Below are 14,347 nucleotides of genomic sequence, written 5' to 3' on the forward strand. Positions count from 1 at the left end.
TTTGAGGCTCATGGAGCGAACAGTGATCACCACATCAACCGTCGTAACTTCAGTGGTAGAAAAACTTCGGGCCGCTTTGGCCCGGGGTCAGTGGCGCTCCGGCGACATGTTGCCGGGGCAGCGTGAACTGGCCGAACAATTGGGTATCAGCCGCCCTAGCCTGCGCGAAGCGGTGATCGTGCTGGAAACCCTGGGCCTGGTGCGTTCGATGCCGGGCAAAGGCGTGGTGGTGCTGGAAGCCAATCTCAGCGACAGCCAACGCCACGACAGCGCGGTGGCCGGCGCGAGCCTGGAAGACGTACTGCAACTGCGCTACACACTTGAGCCGTTCATCGTCGGCTTGGTCGCGCAGTCGATCAGCAGCAAGGAAGTGGGGCAACTGCGCCTGACCCTGATGGACATGCGCGAAGCGCTGGAGGCCAACGACAGCGAAGCCGGCGTGAACGCCTACATCGCGTTCCACGAAGAGTTGTTCACCCTGACGTCCAACCCGATCTTCCAGAGTGTGGTTCAGCAGACCAGCAATGCCCTCAAGCAAAGCGCCGACGTATTGCGCAACTCGCCCGAGCATTTGGCAGAACGCCTTGAGGAAAACGAAGCCGTGGTGCGCGCGATCCGCAGCAAGAATAGCGCCCAGGCCAGCGCCGAAATGCGTCGCCACATTCTTTGCGAAGGCCAACGGATGGGCATCGAATTGAACATCCCGGACGACAACCTCGGCGGTTGAATCCCTTGGAACTGGAGACAGGCCATGAACAGCTTCGCTTCACTGCAGACTCTAACTGCCCTGCCCTTTCCCCCGCCGGTGGAAGATCTCTACTCGCGCATCTTCGACGCCATACTCGAACAGCGCCTCCATGCAGCCAGTCGCTTTACCGAAGAAAGCCTGGCGCGGATGTTCAGCGCGCGACGCAGTGACATTCGTGGCGTACTGACGCGACTGTCCCATCAGCAGATCATTGTTCTGCGCACCCACCATCGCCCCCGAGTCGCCGCGCTTGATACTGACCAGACCCGACAGACGCTGCATGCCCGGCGACTGACCGAGATGACGCTGGTGCGACTGGCCTGTCAGCAGCCTCGCCCGCAAGACTTGAAGCGCCTGCGCGCGTTGATCGATTGCGAGCGCGTATGTACAGAGCGTGGGCCAGCAATCCGGTTGTCGGGGGAGTTTCATTTGCGGTTGGCGGAAATGGCGGGGAATGCGCCGTTAGCGCATTTCCTGGACAGCTTGGTGCCTGTTACTTCGCTGGCAATTGCGCAGTTTGATGCACAAGCGCAGGGCTATTGCGTGTGGCAGGTGCATCAGGAAATTCTGCAGGCTGTGGAGCGCGGGGATTCGGTGATGGCGCAAACATTGCTGAACCGGCATCTGAATCATCTGGAAGAAACGTTGCTGACACAGCGCCAGAATCGCGCTGCCGGCTAGACCCCTTCGCGAGCAGGCTCGCTCCCACATTTTGAAATGCATTTCCTGTGGGAGCGAGCCTGCTCGCGAAGGCGGCATCACACTCGCCGAAAATGTCGGGACTTACTCCACCGCCACCCGCGCAAACCCCTCACGAATCTTATCTTCAGGTAATTCGTCGGCAATAAACACGATCACGCTCTCGCGCGCTTCGTCTTCTGCCCACTCGGTATCCCAATCGAAACCGTAAAGCTTCAGCACCCCCTGAAACACCATGCGCCGTGGCTCGCCCGCTATGTTCAACACACCCTTGTAACGCAACAGTTGCTTGCCATGGTCTTCCAGCAATTCATTCATGAACTCGCTGAGCTTGTCGATATCCAGCGGCTTGCCGGTGCGTAGTACCAGGCTGGAAATACGATCGATGGAAGGCGCCTTGCCCACGGGTCGCAAACTCATGCCGCCACCGAGGTCGGCATTGAGGTTGAAACCGCGAACGTCGAGTAATTCAGCCAGGTCGATCTTGCCGTGGTCGACCACACGGATCGGTGCGCGACGGTTGATACGGGTCAGGCGCTCGCTGAGTGCGGTAAAGGTGGGTTCATCCACCAGATCGCGCTTGCTCACCAGCAAGCGGTCGGCGAAACCGATCTGCGCCTGGGCGATAGTCTGGGTCAGGTGAGTGCCGGCGTGAGCCGCGTCCACCAGAGTGATGATGCCATCGAGGATGTAGCGCTCGCGCAGTTCTTCATCGATGAAGAAGGTTTGCGCCACCGGCGCCGGGTCGGCCAGTCCGGTGCATTCGATCACCAGACGATCAAACGCGATTTCGCCACTGTCCAGGCGTTCAAGCAACAGGTACAGGGCTTTGGTCAAGTCGGTGTGGATGGTGCAGCAGACGCAGCCGTTGGACAGCGTCATCACTTGCACCGGGTCGTCTCCCAACAATTGGGTGTCGATACCGGCGTCGCTGAATTCGTTTTCGATCACGGCGATTTTCAGGCCGTGCTCGGCTTTGAGCAGGTGACGCAACAGCGTGGTCTTGCCAGCGCCGAGGAAGCCGCTGAGGATCGTGACCGGGATGGGAGATAGCAAACCTGATTCTCCTGTTTTCACAAAATCAGAAAAGGAACGCAGAACAAATGTGGGAGCGAGCCTGCTCGCGATAGCGGCGGGTCAGTCAACACGGATGTTGAATGGACTACCGTCATCGCGAGCAGGCTCGCTCCCACAGGGGGGATCACACCAACCCGGTTAACGGGTTAACAGCACTTCGGTCCACCCTTGCCGCCGTAACGAGCTTCCTGACGTTCCCGAAAGAACATCTCGTAACTCATCACCGGTTTGTCCGGGTGTTTGGTTTGCATATGCTCGACGTAATTGTCGTAGTCGGGCATGCCGACCATCAGGCGCGCGGCCTGACCGAGGTATTTGCCGAGGCGACTCAGGTCATTGAACATGCTTGCAATCCTCGATTACGCATCCGGCACGGCGTGGAATGGCGCTTCTTTATCCGTACGTTCCTTGGTGCCCCAGGCGGCGATGCCGATCTTGAGCGCATAGAACAGAATGCTGAAGACCACGAACAGGAACAGCGCCGTCAGCGTGGCGTTGGTGTAGGCGTTGTAGATCACGTGTTGCATCTGCGTGATGTCCTTGGCCGGGGCGAGGATCTGACCGTTGGCCAGTGCATCGCTGTACTTCTTCGCCAGCGACAGGAAACCAACAGCCGGGTTGGCGTCGAACAATTTGATGAAGCCTGCAGTGACGGTGCAGATCAGCAGCCACATGGCAGGCAGCATGGTGACCCAAACGTAGCGCTGGCGTTTCATTTTGATCAGCACGACGGTCGCCAACATCAGCGCGATACCGGCCAGCATCTGGTTGGAGATACCGAACAGCGGCCACAAGGTATTGATCCCGCCCAAGGGGTCGATCACGCCTTGGTATAGCAAGTAACCCCACATCGCCACGCAACCGGCCGTTGCAATCAAGTTGGCAGTCCAGGAGTCGGTGCGTCGCAACGCCGGGACAAAGGAGCCGAGCAAGTCCTGCAGCATGAACCGTCCGGCACGGGTGCCGGCATCCACCGCCGTCAGGATGAACAGCGCTTCGAACAGGATCGCGAAGTGGTACCAGAAGGCCATGGTGTCTTCACCCGGCAGCACGCTGTGCAGGATTTGCGCGATACCGACTGCCAGGGTCGGCGCGCCACCGGCGCGAGCCAGGACGGTGGTTTCACCGATGTCCTTGGCCACCGCTTGCAGGGCTTCCGGCGTAATCGCGAACCCCCAGCTGCTGACTGTTTGCGCGACTTGCATCACGTCACCCCCGACGATCGCCGCCGGGCTGTTCATGGCGAAATACACGCCGGGCTCGATCACCGAAGCGGCAACTATCGCCATGATGGCCACGAAGGATTCCATCAACATGCCGCCGTAACCGATGTAACGGGCATGACCTTCACTGGCCAACAGTTTCGGCGTGGTCCCGGACGCAATCAGCGCGTGGAAACCGGACACCGCACCGCAGGCAATGGTGATAAACAGGAATGGAAACAGACCGCCCTTCCACACCGGCCCGGTGCCATCGATGAACTGGGTCAATGCCGGCATTTTCAGCACCGGCATGGTCACCAGAATACCGATGGCCAATGCCACGATGGTGCCGATCTTGAGGAAGGTCGACAGGTAATCGCGTGGTGCCAGAATCAGCCACACCGGCAGCACGGCCGCCACGAAACCGTAGCCGATCAGCATCCAGGTGATCTGAATCCCGGTGAAACTGAACGCCTTGGCCCAGAACGGATCAGCGGCAATCTGCCCACCCAGCCAGATCGAACCCAGCAGCAACAGCACGCCGACCACGGAGATTTCGCCGATGCGGCCCGGGCGGATGTAGCGCATGTAAATGCCCATGATCATCGCAATCGGGATGGTCGCCATCACCGTGAAAATGCCCCACGGGCTTTCGGCCAGGGCTTTCACGACGATTAGTGCCAGCACCGCGAGGATGATGATCATGATCAGGAAGCAGCCAAACAACGCAATGGTCCCCGGGATGGGGCCCATTTCTTCACGGACCATGTCGCCCAGGGAGCGGCCGTTGCGGCGGGTGGACATGAACAGGACCATGAAGTCCTGGACTGCACCGGCCAGCACCACGCCGGCAATCAGCCACAGCGTACCGGGCAGGTAGCCCATCTGCGCCGCCAATACCGGGCCGACCAGCGGCCCCGCGCCAGCGATGGCGGCGAAGTGGTGTCCGAAGAGCACGTGTTTGTTGGTCGGGACGTAGTCCAGACCGTCATTGTTGAGCACGGCGGGGGTGGCCCGTCGCGGGTCGAGCTGCATCACATTGTTAGCGATAAACAGACTGTAATAGCGATAGGCAACCAGATAGATGGCCACGGCAGCGACCACGATCCACAAGGCGTTGATTGCCTCACCCCGGCGCAATGCCACGACACCCAGGGCGCACGCCCCCACGATTGCCAGCAGCAGCCAGGGCAGATGGCGCAGCAGGCTATTATTGTTTTTCATTTTATGATTCCAGCCAAGGTGGACAAGAAAGACAGCCACCCCGAGTTTAGCGCTCCTGACAGCAAAGACCATACCCCGACATTGGTCTAGAGGCCTGCCAGTGCTGGCAGCTTCGGGCGATGCGGGTCTATAGTCAGCGAACCTTGCCGAGGATTGCGCCATGAGCGACCACCCAGCCGATCGCCGCCGCTTTAAACGTATTGCGTTCGATGCCAAAACCGAGCTGAGTCAGGGGACGCGCACCTGGCCAGTGAAGCTGATCGACTTGTCACTCAAGGGATTGCTGATAGAGCGCCCCGAGCCGTGGCTGGGAAATCGGGAGCAGGACTTTTCCGTCCGCATTCACCTGACCGATGAATCCGATATCACCATGGATGTCCACCTGACCCACGAAGACTACGGCCAGTTGGGGTTCGTTTGCCGCCACATCAGCCTGGAATCCATCGAACGCCTGCGGCGCCTGATCGAGCTCAACCTGGGCGATCCGAAGGAACTTGAACGAGAACTGGGCGCCCTGATCGAAATCTGACGGCCCGACACCATCCCAATGTGGGAGCGAGCTTGCTCGCGATGACGGAGTGTCAGGCGATATTTATGTCGACTGTACGGACGCTATCGCGAGCAAGCTCGCTCCCACAGAGACCAAGTCCAGCCCATAAATTTATTCGAACAATGCGTCGAGGGCCTGTTCCAGGCGCGTTACGGCAATAATCTGCAAGCCTGGCGGCGCCTCTTTCGGCGCATTGCCCTTGGGCACGATGGCGCGCTTGAAGCCGTGCTTGGCGGCTTCTTTCAACCGCTCCTGGCCGCTCGGCACCGGGCGCACCTCACCAGACAAACCGACTTCGCCGAACACCAGCAAGTCATGGGGCAATGGCCGATTGCGCAAACTGGACATGACCGCCGCCATCAGCGCCAGGTCGGATGCCGTTTCCAACACCTTCACCCCACCGACCACATTGAGGAACACGTCCTGATCGTGGGTCGGAATGCCACCGTGACGGTGCAACACCGCCAACAACATCGCCAGTCGATTCTGATCCAGGCCCAGCGTGACTCGGCGCGGGTTGGCCAAGTGACTGTCATCGACCAGTGCCTGGACTTCCACCAGCATCGGCCGGGTCCCTTCCCACGTCGCCATGACCACACTGCCCGGCACTTCTTCCTGAGCACGGGTCAGAAAAATGGCTGACGGGTTGGAGACTTCTTTCAGGCCTTTGTCGGTCATGCCGAACACGCCCAGTTCATTGACGGCGCCGAACCGGTTTTTCACCGCCCGCAGCAGACGCAAGCGACCATCGGACTCACCTTCGAAATACAGCACGGTATCGACCATGTGCTCCAGCACGCGCGGTCCGGCCAACGCACCTTCTTTGGTCACGTGGCCGACGAGGAAAATCGCCGTTCCACTCTGCTTGGCATAACGCACCAGCAATGCCGCACTTTCACGAACCTGGGACACGCCACCCGGTGCCGATTGCAGTTGTTCGGTGAAAATCGTCTGGATCGAGTCGATCACCATCACCTTGGGCTTTTCGACCCGAGCCGTGGCGATAATGGTTTCGATGCAGGTTTCGGTCATCACCCGTAGCTGATCCTGCGGCAATCCGAGACGACGGGCGCGCATGGCCACCTGTTGCTGGGATTCTTCGCCAGTGACATAGAGCGCCGGCATGCTCTTGGCCAGGTTGCACAAGGTTTGCAGAAGAATGGTCGATTTACCGATACCGGGGTCGCCGCCGATCAGCACCACCGAGCCGTCCACCAGTCCGCCACCCAGCACACGATCAAGTTCGCTGGACGCGGTGGAAAAACGTGGGATTTCCTCGACGCTGACTTCGGCCAGGGTCTTGATCTGCGCCTGTTGCCCGGTCCAGCCGGTACGCCCGCTGGGAGGCGCAGCACCGCCGCTCTCGACCATGGTTTCGGTCAGGGTGTTCCAGGCCCCGCACTCGCCGCACTGGCCGGCCCACTTGGGGAAAGTCGAGCCGCACTCGGTGCAGCCATACATGCGCTTGGCCTTGGCCATCTGAACTCCCGGCAAAAACCGCGATGATAACTCAGGTGGACGGGATCAGCGCGACGCGGTGGTGTGGCAGATTTTCTGGCAGCAACTTTACCGAATGAATGAAAGACATTTTAACGGATTGAAACTCGTGAAAACCTGTACAACTTCCCACCCACTTCCAACCCATCTCAATAATTCGACTTCAACCTTGTACAAGCCTTTAATAAATAAAACATGGCTGTACAACTCTACTCCTAACAATCAGATTTTTAATATATACATGCACCTCTCGTCTCTGCGTAAAAGTGATTCATCCCTCTTACACATTGTCGATATTTTTACACCTCTGCCAATTCAAACATTAAATTTTATTCATGTTCCATCTACCCAGCACTGTCAGCGACTTACAGAAACAAAAATAGAAATGCTCATTGAGCAGCCAGCACAAGAGTGATGGGTTTTTTGTAAGCTTTTTACCGGGGACCTGGTCGATAGCGGCAAGCGCCATCAGCTGGTGTTTCGAGCAAGATGCGTTTTGCTGATTTACACTGCGTTCACCAACCTCATCTGTCACAAGGAAATAACCTATGGGCGTGCTCAATGAGTTCAAGGCCTTCGCGGTCAAAGGCAATGTCGTCGACATGGCCGTCGGCATCATCATCGGCGCCGCGTTCGGCAAGATCGTATCGTCGTTCGTCGGCGATGTCGTAATGCCACCCATCGGCCTGCTGATCGGCGGGGTGGACTTCGCTGACCTGGCCATTACGCTCAAGGCCGCCAACGGCAACGTCCCGGCAGTGGTGCTGGCGTACGGCAAATTCATCCAGAGCATGATCGACTTCGTTATTATCGCCTTCGCGATCTTCATGGGCGTCAAAGCCATCAACCGTCTGAAACGCGAAGAAGCCGTCGCCCCCACGTTGCCGCCGGTTCCAACCAAGGAAGAGGAGCTGCTGAGTGAGATCCGCGATCTGTTGAAGGCCCAGAACAACCGGCCATAGCGGAAGAAGAAACGGCGCCTGTAGGAGCGAGCTCGCTCGCGATGATCGCTAACGATAACGCGTGTTTACTGGCTAAACGCGGCGCTCTTGAGTCCATCGCGAGCGAGCTCGCTCCTACAGGCGCCGTTTTATTACCAGTAGTTTTCCACTGCCACTTGCGCGGGGCGACGGCTGAGGCTCAAGTGCATATCGCGCTGTTTGAGCAACTGGCGCGTGTCATCGATCATCTGCGGATTGCCGCAGAGCATGACCCGTGAGTGCTCAGCCGTCAGGGTCACACTGGCTGCCCGCTCCAGCTCGCCACTGTCGATAAGGGCGGTGATTCGGCCACTCATGGCGCCCGGATACTCCTCGCGAGTGACGGTGGCAATGAACTGCAACTTGTGTGCGAACTCCGCCAGATAATCGCGCTGCGCCAGCCCCGCAATCAGCTCCTGATAGGCCAGTTCCCGGGCTTCACGCACGCTGTACACCAGGATGATCCGCTCGAATTTTTCCCAGACCTCGAAGTCCTGCAGAATCGACAGGAACGGCGCCACGCCAGTGCCTGTGGATAACAGCCACAGGTCACGCCCGTCGACAAAGCGATCAAGCGTCAGGTAACCAAAGGCCTGGCGGTCAACCAGCAACGTATCGCCGACTTCCAGACGGCTTAATTCACTGGTGAATTCGCCGCCAGGCACGACGATTGAAAAGAACTCGAGAAACTCGTCATAGGGCGACGACACCATGGAATAGGCGCGCCATACCGTGCTGCCGTCAGCCTTGGTCACACCCAACCGGGCGAATTGCCCGGCACGGAATCGGAAGCCCGGGTCCCTGGTGGTGCGTAGCGTGAACAGGTTCGGGGTCAACGGCCGAACGTCGAGCAAGGTCTGGCGCGTGAATTTTTCTGCGCTGGCGGTCATGGGGTGCTCCGTTGAACTGGCAGCCCTAGTCTCCCCCAAAGCATACGAATTAAACACCGACGATTTGTAGTGACTTTGATAGTAACTCTCAAATACCACTTTCACTAACTGGGTTAACACATAGATTAATAGCGATCACATTAATGCCATCATTCAAAAGTTCTGAAAAAATTAAATCCGCATTAGAACTGAATATTTATTTTTATAAGCTAATAACATCGAAAAATTTAGACACGTTTATCGGAATCATCCTACACTCGCAACGTGCCGGGTCTCGGATCCAAAAACATCCCCGCGTAAATTTACAGATGGAGTTCCTAATGGAGAGGTGGAAGGAATCGCAGCTCAATCAGCTTTCATGTACGACAGATATCAATACTGCCTATCGAATCTCACTCGATTTCGCGAAAAACCTCGGGTTCAAATTTTTCGCCTTTTCAACCACCTGTGCAGCAAAGGCCGGCCCGACGAACACCGTGCGATTCAATAACTACCCGACGGATTACAACACCGAGTATGAACAGAAACAGCACCGCGATATTGATCCGGTAGTGGCTCACTGCAATCAGAGTATGTTGCCGATTGTGTGGAGTGAAGAATTGTTCTCCAAGGTTTCATGGTTATGGGACGCGCTTGAGTACCGAGGCTTGCAGCACGGCTGGTCGCATTCCGTTCATGACGAAGAAAGCGGCTTTTGCAGCATCTTGAGCCTGGCCCGCAGCCATTGCCCGGTTACAGCGCTGGATCTGTATGAAAACCTTGGTTTTTCAATGTTCATGGGCCGGCACCTCCATCGGCTGATGGCGCGGACGTTTCCCAGGCAAACCGTAAAACCGCCTCCACCGCATTTATCACAACGTGAAATCGACGTATTGAAACTGGCAGCGGATGGCAAGACGGCTGGCGAGAGTGCCGTCATCCTCAACGTCACCCCTCGCACCGTTAATTTTCATGTGCAGAAGGCGATTGAAAAATTCAGCGTCAATAACAAGCTTTCGGCCGTCATTGCCGCCGCCAAAGCCGGCTATCTCCCCGAGTGATCAAAAAACCCGCGAGTAATCCAAAAGAAAAAAACGTACCATTTGCAGTCCCTCCTGAGTGAGGTCGTGCCAACCCGCACGATGCAGTCCACTCGGCCGGTTCTGCCCGCGACAACGCCTCTTGGCGGCGGGACACCCCGTTGATTACCAAGAGCCCCCGCCCCCATGCCTTTGCTCGAAACACCCTTCGCCCGCCTCGACCTGATCCGCCAGCCCGAACAGCAGAACGAACCGCTGCAAGCGTTTGATGCCGCAGACGAGTACCTGCTCAATTATCTGGCCGAGCAGCAGCCGTCCATCGAGACTCGGGTGCTGGTGCTCAACGACAGCTTTGGCGCATTGGCCGCCAGCCTGGCCGGCAAGGTTCAGGTGATCAGCAGTGGCGATTCGTTCCTGGCCTTCCAGGGGCTGGAAAAGAATCTGATTCGAAACGGCCAGGCGTTTGATGCCGTGCCGAGCGTACCCGCCAGCGAAGCGTTCGCTGGTCCGTTTGACCGGGTACTGATCCGGGTACCGAAAACCCTGGCCCTGCTGGAAGAGCAACTGATCCGCCTGCAAGGTTGTCTGGCGCCGGGTGCCCAAGTCATCGCCGCCGCCATGATCAAACATTTACCCCGTGCGGCGGGCGACCTGCTGGAGCGATATATCGGCCCGGTGCATGCTTCGCTGGCGGTAAAAAAGGCGCGGCTGCTGATTGCTGACGCTGAATCCAAAACACCTGCGGTATCGCCTTATCCTTCGCGCTATCAACTCGACGCACCTGCAATTGAACTGCTTAACCACGCCAATGTGTTCTGTCGCGAAGGCCTGGATATCGGTACACGCGCGTTTCTGCCGCACTTGCCAAAGAATCTTGGCGCTGCACGGGTCGCGGACCTCGGTTGCGGTAACGGTGTTCTGGCCATCGCCAGCGCATTGCAGAACCCCGAGGCTCACTACACGCTGGTGGACGAGTCGTTCATGGCCGTGCAATCGGCGGCCGAAAACTGGCGCGCTGCGCAGGGTGAACGGGAGGTGATCGTGCGTGCCGGTGATGGCCTGGCTGGCCAGGAACCTCAGTCGCTGGATGTGGTGTTGTGCAACCCACCGTTTCACCAGCAACAAGTTGTCGGCGACTTTCTCGCCTGGCGTATGTTCCAACAGGCGCGCGAGGCGCTGGTGGTCGGCGGTGCCCTGTACATTGTCGGCAACCGTCACCTGGGTTATCACAGCAAGCTTGCGCGGTTGTTCCGCGGCGTCGAACAAGTGGCGGCTACACCCAAGTTCGTGATCCTTAAAGCACGCAAATAACCGGCAAAAAAAACCCTCCGTCGGGAGGGTTCTAAATCCGTGCCGCAAGGCAGCGGGATGGGAATGTCAGTGCGTGGTCAGGCCGGCGGCATTCATGAACATGCGCATCAGGCTCGCGACGATGAACAGCGCTACAACGCTGCCGGTCCAGATCATCACCAGCCAGCCCAGTCGCTGCCAAAGCGGCTTTTTCTCTGCGGCTTCGATTTCCTGCAAGGAATGTTTACCCGCCATCATCGCTATCTCCTCTGCAACGGCACAGGTATCAGCCCTGCGCTATTGTCGTGTGCTCTAGTGGTAACCATCTTCGTGGGTCACCTTGCCGCGGAACACGTAGTAGCTCCAGAAGGTGTAACCCAGGATGAACGGGATGATGAACAACGTGCCCACCAACATGAAGCCTTGGCTTTGCGGTGGTGCGGCGGCGTCCCAGATCGAGATCGATGGCGGCACGATGTTCGGCCACAGGCTGATGCCCAGACCGCTGTAGCCGAGGAAAATCAGCACCAGGGTCAACAGGAATGGCGTGTAGTGCGCATTGCGAGCCACGGCACGGATCAGTCCGTACATGGTCACCAACACCAGGATAGGTACCGGCAGGAACCAGAACAGGTTCGGCAGGGTGAACCAGCGCGCCGCAATCTCGGCATGGGCCAACGGGGTCCAGATGCTGACGATACCGATCACCGCCAACACCACGAACGCCAATGGCCGCGCCAGGTCGTGCATCTGCTCTTGCAACTTGCCTTCGGTTTTCATGATCAGCCAGGTACAACCGAGTAGCGCATAAGCCACCACCAGCGCCACGCCACAGAACAGGGTGAACGGCGTCAGCCAATCCAGCGAGCCACCGGCAAACTGACGATTGACCACCGGCAACCCATCGATAAATGCACCCAGTGCCACGCCCTGGAAAAACGTTGCGGCGACTGAACCACCAATGAATGCCTTGTCCCAGAGGTGACGCTTGTCGTCCCTGGCCTTGAAGCGGAATTCGAAAGCGACGCCGCGGAAAATCAGCCCGATCAGCATAAAAATCAGCGGCAGGTACAACGCCGAGAGCACCACCGAATAGGCCAGCGGGAAGGCGCCGAACAACGCCGCGCCGCCCAGTACCAGCCAGGTTTCGTTGCCGTCCCAGACCGGGGCAACCGTATTCATCATCACGTCGCGGTCGGTCTTGCCCTTGATGAACGGGAAAAGAATCCCGATCCCCAGGTCGAAACCGTCCATCACCACATACATCATGATGCCGAAAATGATGATCACGGCCCAGATCAGCGGAAGATCAATACCCATGATTCAAATCTCCTTGGTCAGGCTGGGGCTGTGATCGTGATCACCATCATCGTCAGCAGCAGACAGCGGACGCGCCGGCGTGCGTTTCTGGCCGGGACCACCCATGTTGGTTTCCTTGCCTTCGTCGATCTTCGGCCCTTTGCGCACCAGACGCATCATGTAGCCAAGACCTGCACCGAACAGCGTGAAATACACCACGACGAACATGATCAGGGTAATGCTCATCTGCATGAAGCTATGGTTGGAGGACGCATCCGCCGTGCGCATCAACCCGTAGACCACCCACGGCTGACGGCCGATCTCCGTGGTGAACCAACCCGCGAGAATCGCGATCAGACCGGACGGCCCCATCCACAACGCCAGGTACAGGAACGGCCGCGAGGTATACAGCTTGTCGCGTTTGCGCAGCCACAGGCTCCACAAACCGGTGAAAATCATCAGGAAGCCCAAGCCGACCATGACGCGGAATGACCAGAACACGATGGTCGAATTTGGCCGGTCTTGCGCTGGAAACTCCTTGAGCGCCGGTACCTGTTTATTCAGGGAGTGCGTCAGGATCAGGCTACCCAGGTACGGAATCTCGACCGCAAATTTGGTCTTCTCGGCTTTCATGTCCGGCCAGCCAAAGAGAATCAGCGGAGTCGGCTCGTCACCGACGTTTTCCCAGTGACCTTCGATCGCGGCTATTTTCACCGGCTGATGTTCAAGGGTATTGAGGCCGTGGGCGTCACCGATGTAGGCCTGAATTGGCGCCACGATCAGGGCCATCCACATGGCCATCGAGAGCATGGTGCGGATCGCCGGGTTGTCCTTGCCGCGCAGTAAATGCCAGGCTGCCGAGGAACCGACGAAGAACGCAGTGGCGAGGAACGCCGCTGTTGCCATGTGCATCAAGCGGTAGGGGAACGACGGATTGAAGATCACCGCCAGCCAATCCACCGGAATGACCTGGCCATTGACGATTTCATAGCCCTGCGGGGTCTGCATCCAGCTGTTGGAAGCGAGAATCCAGAACGTCGAAATCAGTGTGCCGATGGCGACCATCACCGTGGCGAAGAAGTGGAGCTTGCGTCCGACCTTGTTCCAGCCGAACAGCATGACACCGAGGAACCCGGCCTCAAGGAAGAAGGCCGTTAGGACTTCGTACGTCAGCAACGGCCCGGTCACGGAGCCGGCGAAGTCCGAAAAGCGGCTCCAGTTGGTGCCGAACTGATAGGCCATGACCAGCCCGGAGACCACGCCCATCCCGAAGTTCACGGCAAAGATCTTCGACCAGAAGTGGTACAGATCGCGGTACGTGTCGTTATGGGTTTTCAGCCACAGGCCTTCGAGCACCGCCAGGTAACTCGCCAGGCCAATGGTGATGGCAGGAAATAGAATGTGAAACGAAATGGTAAACGCGAACTGAATCCGGGCAAGCTCAAGTGCCTCCAAACCGAACATAAGTCTTCCTCTGTCAGGTAATACCGGCTGAAGGCTTGCGGCCTACACCCACTGCCCCCCCCCACGGATATGGAGTGTGGCGAATTTACATTCGTTCTCTTTTTACACACATCACAACGTAGGGAGCCTGGCCATCTGGCCGCCGGATCAATTCCACGAACGGTCTTGATCTGGGTCAAGCAACGTTAAAAGAGTAGTCCCATTTTTGACGATGGACGGTGTGGTCTTTTGCCGCGTGACAGGTTGCCTCACAGCCACGTGTAGCAGCTGGCGAAGCCTGCGTTCGGCTGCGCAGCAGTCGTAAATTCGACCTACTCGGTTGACCTGATACACCTCTTCGCCTGATTTCACGACTGCTTCGCAGCCGAACGCAGGCTTCGCCAGCTGCTACAGGGGGCACGAGCAGAT

The 14,347-nt window shown here is 57.9% G+C and carries 14 protein-coding genes; 6 read left to right on the top strand and 8 right to left on the bottom strand.

All coding sequences use genetic code 11. From position 1 onward, the window contains the following. Positions 1 to 22: 22 nt before the first annotated feature. Complete coding sequence (locus AC1MDT_RS18245; RefSeq protein ID WP_480418374.1) at positions 23 to 727, top strand: FadR/GntR family transcriptional regulator; 705 nt, start codon at positions 23 to 25, stop codon at positions 725 to 727. A 24-nt stretch (positions 728 to 751) separates the two neighbouring features. Beyond that, complete coding sequence (locus AC1MDT_RS18250; RefSeq protein ID WP_480418375.1) at positions 752 to 1,429, top strand: GntR family transcriptional regulator; 678 nt, start codon at positions 752 to 754, stop codon at positions 1,427 to 1,429. A gap of 102 nt (positions 1,430 to 1,531) precedes the next feature. Here AC1MDT_RS18250 and yjiA read toward each other — a convergent pair whose 3' ends face one another. From yjiA to AC1MDT_RS18265, 3 genes are all read right to left on the bottom strand, one after another. Next, on the bottom strand, positions 1,532 to 2,503 hold the full coding sequence (yjiA, locus tag AC1MDT_RS18255; protein WP_480418376.1) for a GTPase: 972 nt from the start codon (positions 2,501 to 2,503) through the stop codon (positions 1,532 to 1,534). A 167-nt stretch (positions 2,504 to 2,670) separates the two neighbouring features. Then, entirely contained in the window at positions 2,671 to 2,868 is a 198-nt protein-coding gene (locus AC1MDT_RS18260; RefSeq protein ID WP_007895266.1) for a YbdD/YjiX family protein, read from the bottom strand. Between the two features lie 15 nt (positions 2,869 to 2,883). Further along, the gene (locus AC1MDT_RS18265; RefSeq protein WP_480418377.1) at positions 2,884 to 4,950 is read right to left on the bottom strand and encodes a carbon starvation CstA family protein; all 2,067 of its coding nucleotides are present in this window, start codon (positions 4,948 to 4,950) and stop codon (positions 2,884 to 2,886) included. A 160-nt stretch (positions 4,951 to 5,110) separates the two neighbouring features. Here AC1MDT_RS18265 and AC1MDT_RS18270 point away from each other — a divergent pair, with 160 nt between their 5' ends. Next, a complete protein-coding gene (locus AC1MDT_RS18270) occupies positions 5,111 to 5,479 on the top strand; it encodes a PilZ domain-containing protein (protein ID WP_480418378.1) in 369 nt (122 codons plus the stop codon). Between the two features lie 132 nt (positions 5,480 to 5,611). Here the strand turns inward: AC1MDT_RS18270 and radA are convergent, their stop codons facing one another. Beyond that, positions 5,612 to 6,979 (bottom strand): DNA repair protein RadA, encoded by a 1,368-nt coding sequence (gene radA / locus AC1MDT_RS18275; protein ID WP_140669448.1) that lies wholly within the window; start codon positions 6,977 to 6,979, stop codon positions 5,612 to 5,614. Between the two features lie 566 nt (positions 6,980 to 7,545). Here radA and mscL point away from each other — a divergent pair. Continuing rightward, a complete protein-coding gene (gene mscL / locus AC1MDT_RS18280; RefSeq protein ID WP_480418379.1) occupies positions 7,546 to 7,959 on the top strand; it encodes a large-conductance mechanosensitive channel protein MscL in 414 nt (137 codons plus the stop codon). 131 nt (positions 7,960 to 8,090) lie between these two features. Here mscL and AC1MDT_RS18285 read toward each other — a convergent pair whose 3' ends face one another. Continuing rightward, positions 8,091 to 8,867 carry a ferredoxin--NADP reductase gene (locus tag AC1MDT_RS18285; RefSeq protein WP_480418380.1) on the bottom strand — a complete coding sequence of 259 codons (777 nt, stop codon included), beginning with the start codon at positions 8,865 to 8,867 and terminating at the stop codon, positions 8,091 to 8,093. A gap of 320 nt (positions 8,868 to 9,187) precedes the next feature. On the opposite strand from AC1MDT_RS18285, the gene AC1MDT_RS18290 reads away from it, so the two are divergent. Together AC1MDT_RS18290 and AC1MDT_RS18295 are read left to right on the top strand one after the other, a co-directional pair. Next, the gene (locus AC1MDT_RS18290) at positions 9,188 to 9,907 is read left to right on the top strand and encodes an autoinducer binding domain-containing protein (protein ID WP_480418381.1); all 720 of its coding nucleotides are present in this window, start codon (positions 9,188 to 9,190) and stop codon (positions 9,905 to 9,907) included. 165 nt (positions 9,908 to 10,072) lie between these two features. Beyond that, positions 10,073 to 11,197, top strand: coding sequence for a methyltransferase (locus AC1MDT_RS18295; RefSeq protein WP_480418382.1), 1,125 nt, complete (start codon positions 10,073 to 10,075; stop codon positions 11,195 to 11,197). A gap of 66 nt (positions 11,198 to 11,263) precedes the next feature. Here AC1MDT_RS18295 and AC1MDT_RS18300 read toward each other — a convergent pair whose 3' ends face one another. Genes AC1MDT_RS18300 through AC1MDT_RS18310 form a run of 3 tightly spaced genes read right to left on the bottom strand, consistent with a single transcriptional unit; the run spans position 11,264 to position 13,939 of the window. Further along, a complete protein-coding gene (locus AC1MDT_RS18300; RefSeq protein WP_201116518.1) occupies positions 11,264 to 11,431 on the bottom strand; it encodes a DUF2474 domain-containing protein in 168 nt (55 codons plus the stop codon). 57 nt (positions 11,432 to 11,488) lie between these two features. Continuing rightward, complete coding sequence (cydB, locus tag AC1MDT_RS18305) at positions 11,489 to 12,496, bottom strand: cytochrome d ubiquinol oxidase subunit II (protein ID WP_480418383.1); 1,008 nt, start codon at positions 12,494 to 12,496, stop codon at positions 11,489 to 11,491. Between the two features lie 3 nt (positions 12,497 to 12,499). Then, the gene (locus AC1MDT_RS18310) at positions 12,500 to 13,939 is read right to left on the bottom strand and encodes a cytochrome ubiquinol oxidase subunit I (protein WP_480418384.1); all 1,440 of its coding nucleotides are present in this window, start codon (positions 13,937 to 13,939) and stop codon (positions 12,500 to 12,502) included. Positions 13,940 to 14,347: the final 408 nt, after the last annotated feature.

Source organism: Pseudomonas sp. ASL7, from assembly GCF_056680375.1.

Coding starts and splice junctions, on each gene's coding strand:
- AC1MDT_RS18300 (WP_201116518.1), bottom strand. CDS start 11,431: ATGGCGGGTAAACATTCCTTGCAGGAAATCGAAGCCGCAGAGAAAAAG.
- AC1MDT_RS18250 (WP_480418375.1), top strand. CDS start 752: ATGAACAGCTTCGCTTCACTGCAGACTCTAACTGCCCTGCCCTTTCCC.
- AC1MDT_RS18270 (WP_480418378.1), top strand. CDS start 5,111: ATGAGCGACCACCCAGCCGATCGCCGCCGCTTTAAACGTATTGCGTTC.
- radA (WP_140669448.1), bottom strand. CDS start 6,979: ATGGCCAAGGCCAAGCGCATGTATGGCTGCACCGAGTGCGGCTCGACT.
- AC1MDT_RS18310 (WP_480418384.1), bottom strand. CDS start 13,939: ATGTTCGGTTTGGAGGCACTTGAGCTTGCCCGGATTCAGTTCGCGTTT.
- cydB (WP_480418383.1), bottom strand. CDS start 12,496: ATGGGTATTGATCTTCCGCTGATCTGGGCCGTGATCATCATTTTCGGC.
- mscL (WP_480418379.1), top strand. CDS start 7,546: ATGGGCGTGCTCAATGAGTTCAAGGCCTTCGCGGTCAAAGGCAATGTC.
- AC1MDT_RS18260 (WP_007895266.1), bottom strand. CDS start 2,868: ATGTTCAATGACCTGAGTCGCCTCGGCAAATACCTCGGTCAGGCCGCG.
- AC1MDT_RS18290 (WP_480418381.1), top strand. CDS start 9,188: ATGGAGAGGTGGAAGGAATCGCAGCTCAATCAGCTTTCATGTACGACA.
- AC1MDT_RS18265 (WP_480418377.1), bottom strand. CDS start 4,950: ATGAAAAACAATAATAGCCTGCTGCGCCATCTGCCCTGGCTGCTGCTG.
- AC1MDT_RS18295 (WP_480418382.1), top strand. CDS start 10,073: ATGCCTTTGCTCGAAACACCCTTCGCCCGCCTCGACCTGATCCGCCAG.
- AC1MDT_RS18285 (WP_480418380.1), bottom strand. CDS start 8,867: ATGACCGCCAGCGCAGAAAAATTCACGCGCCAGACCTTGCTCGACGTT.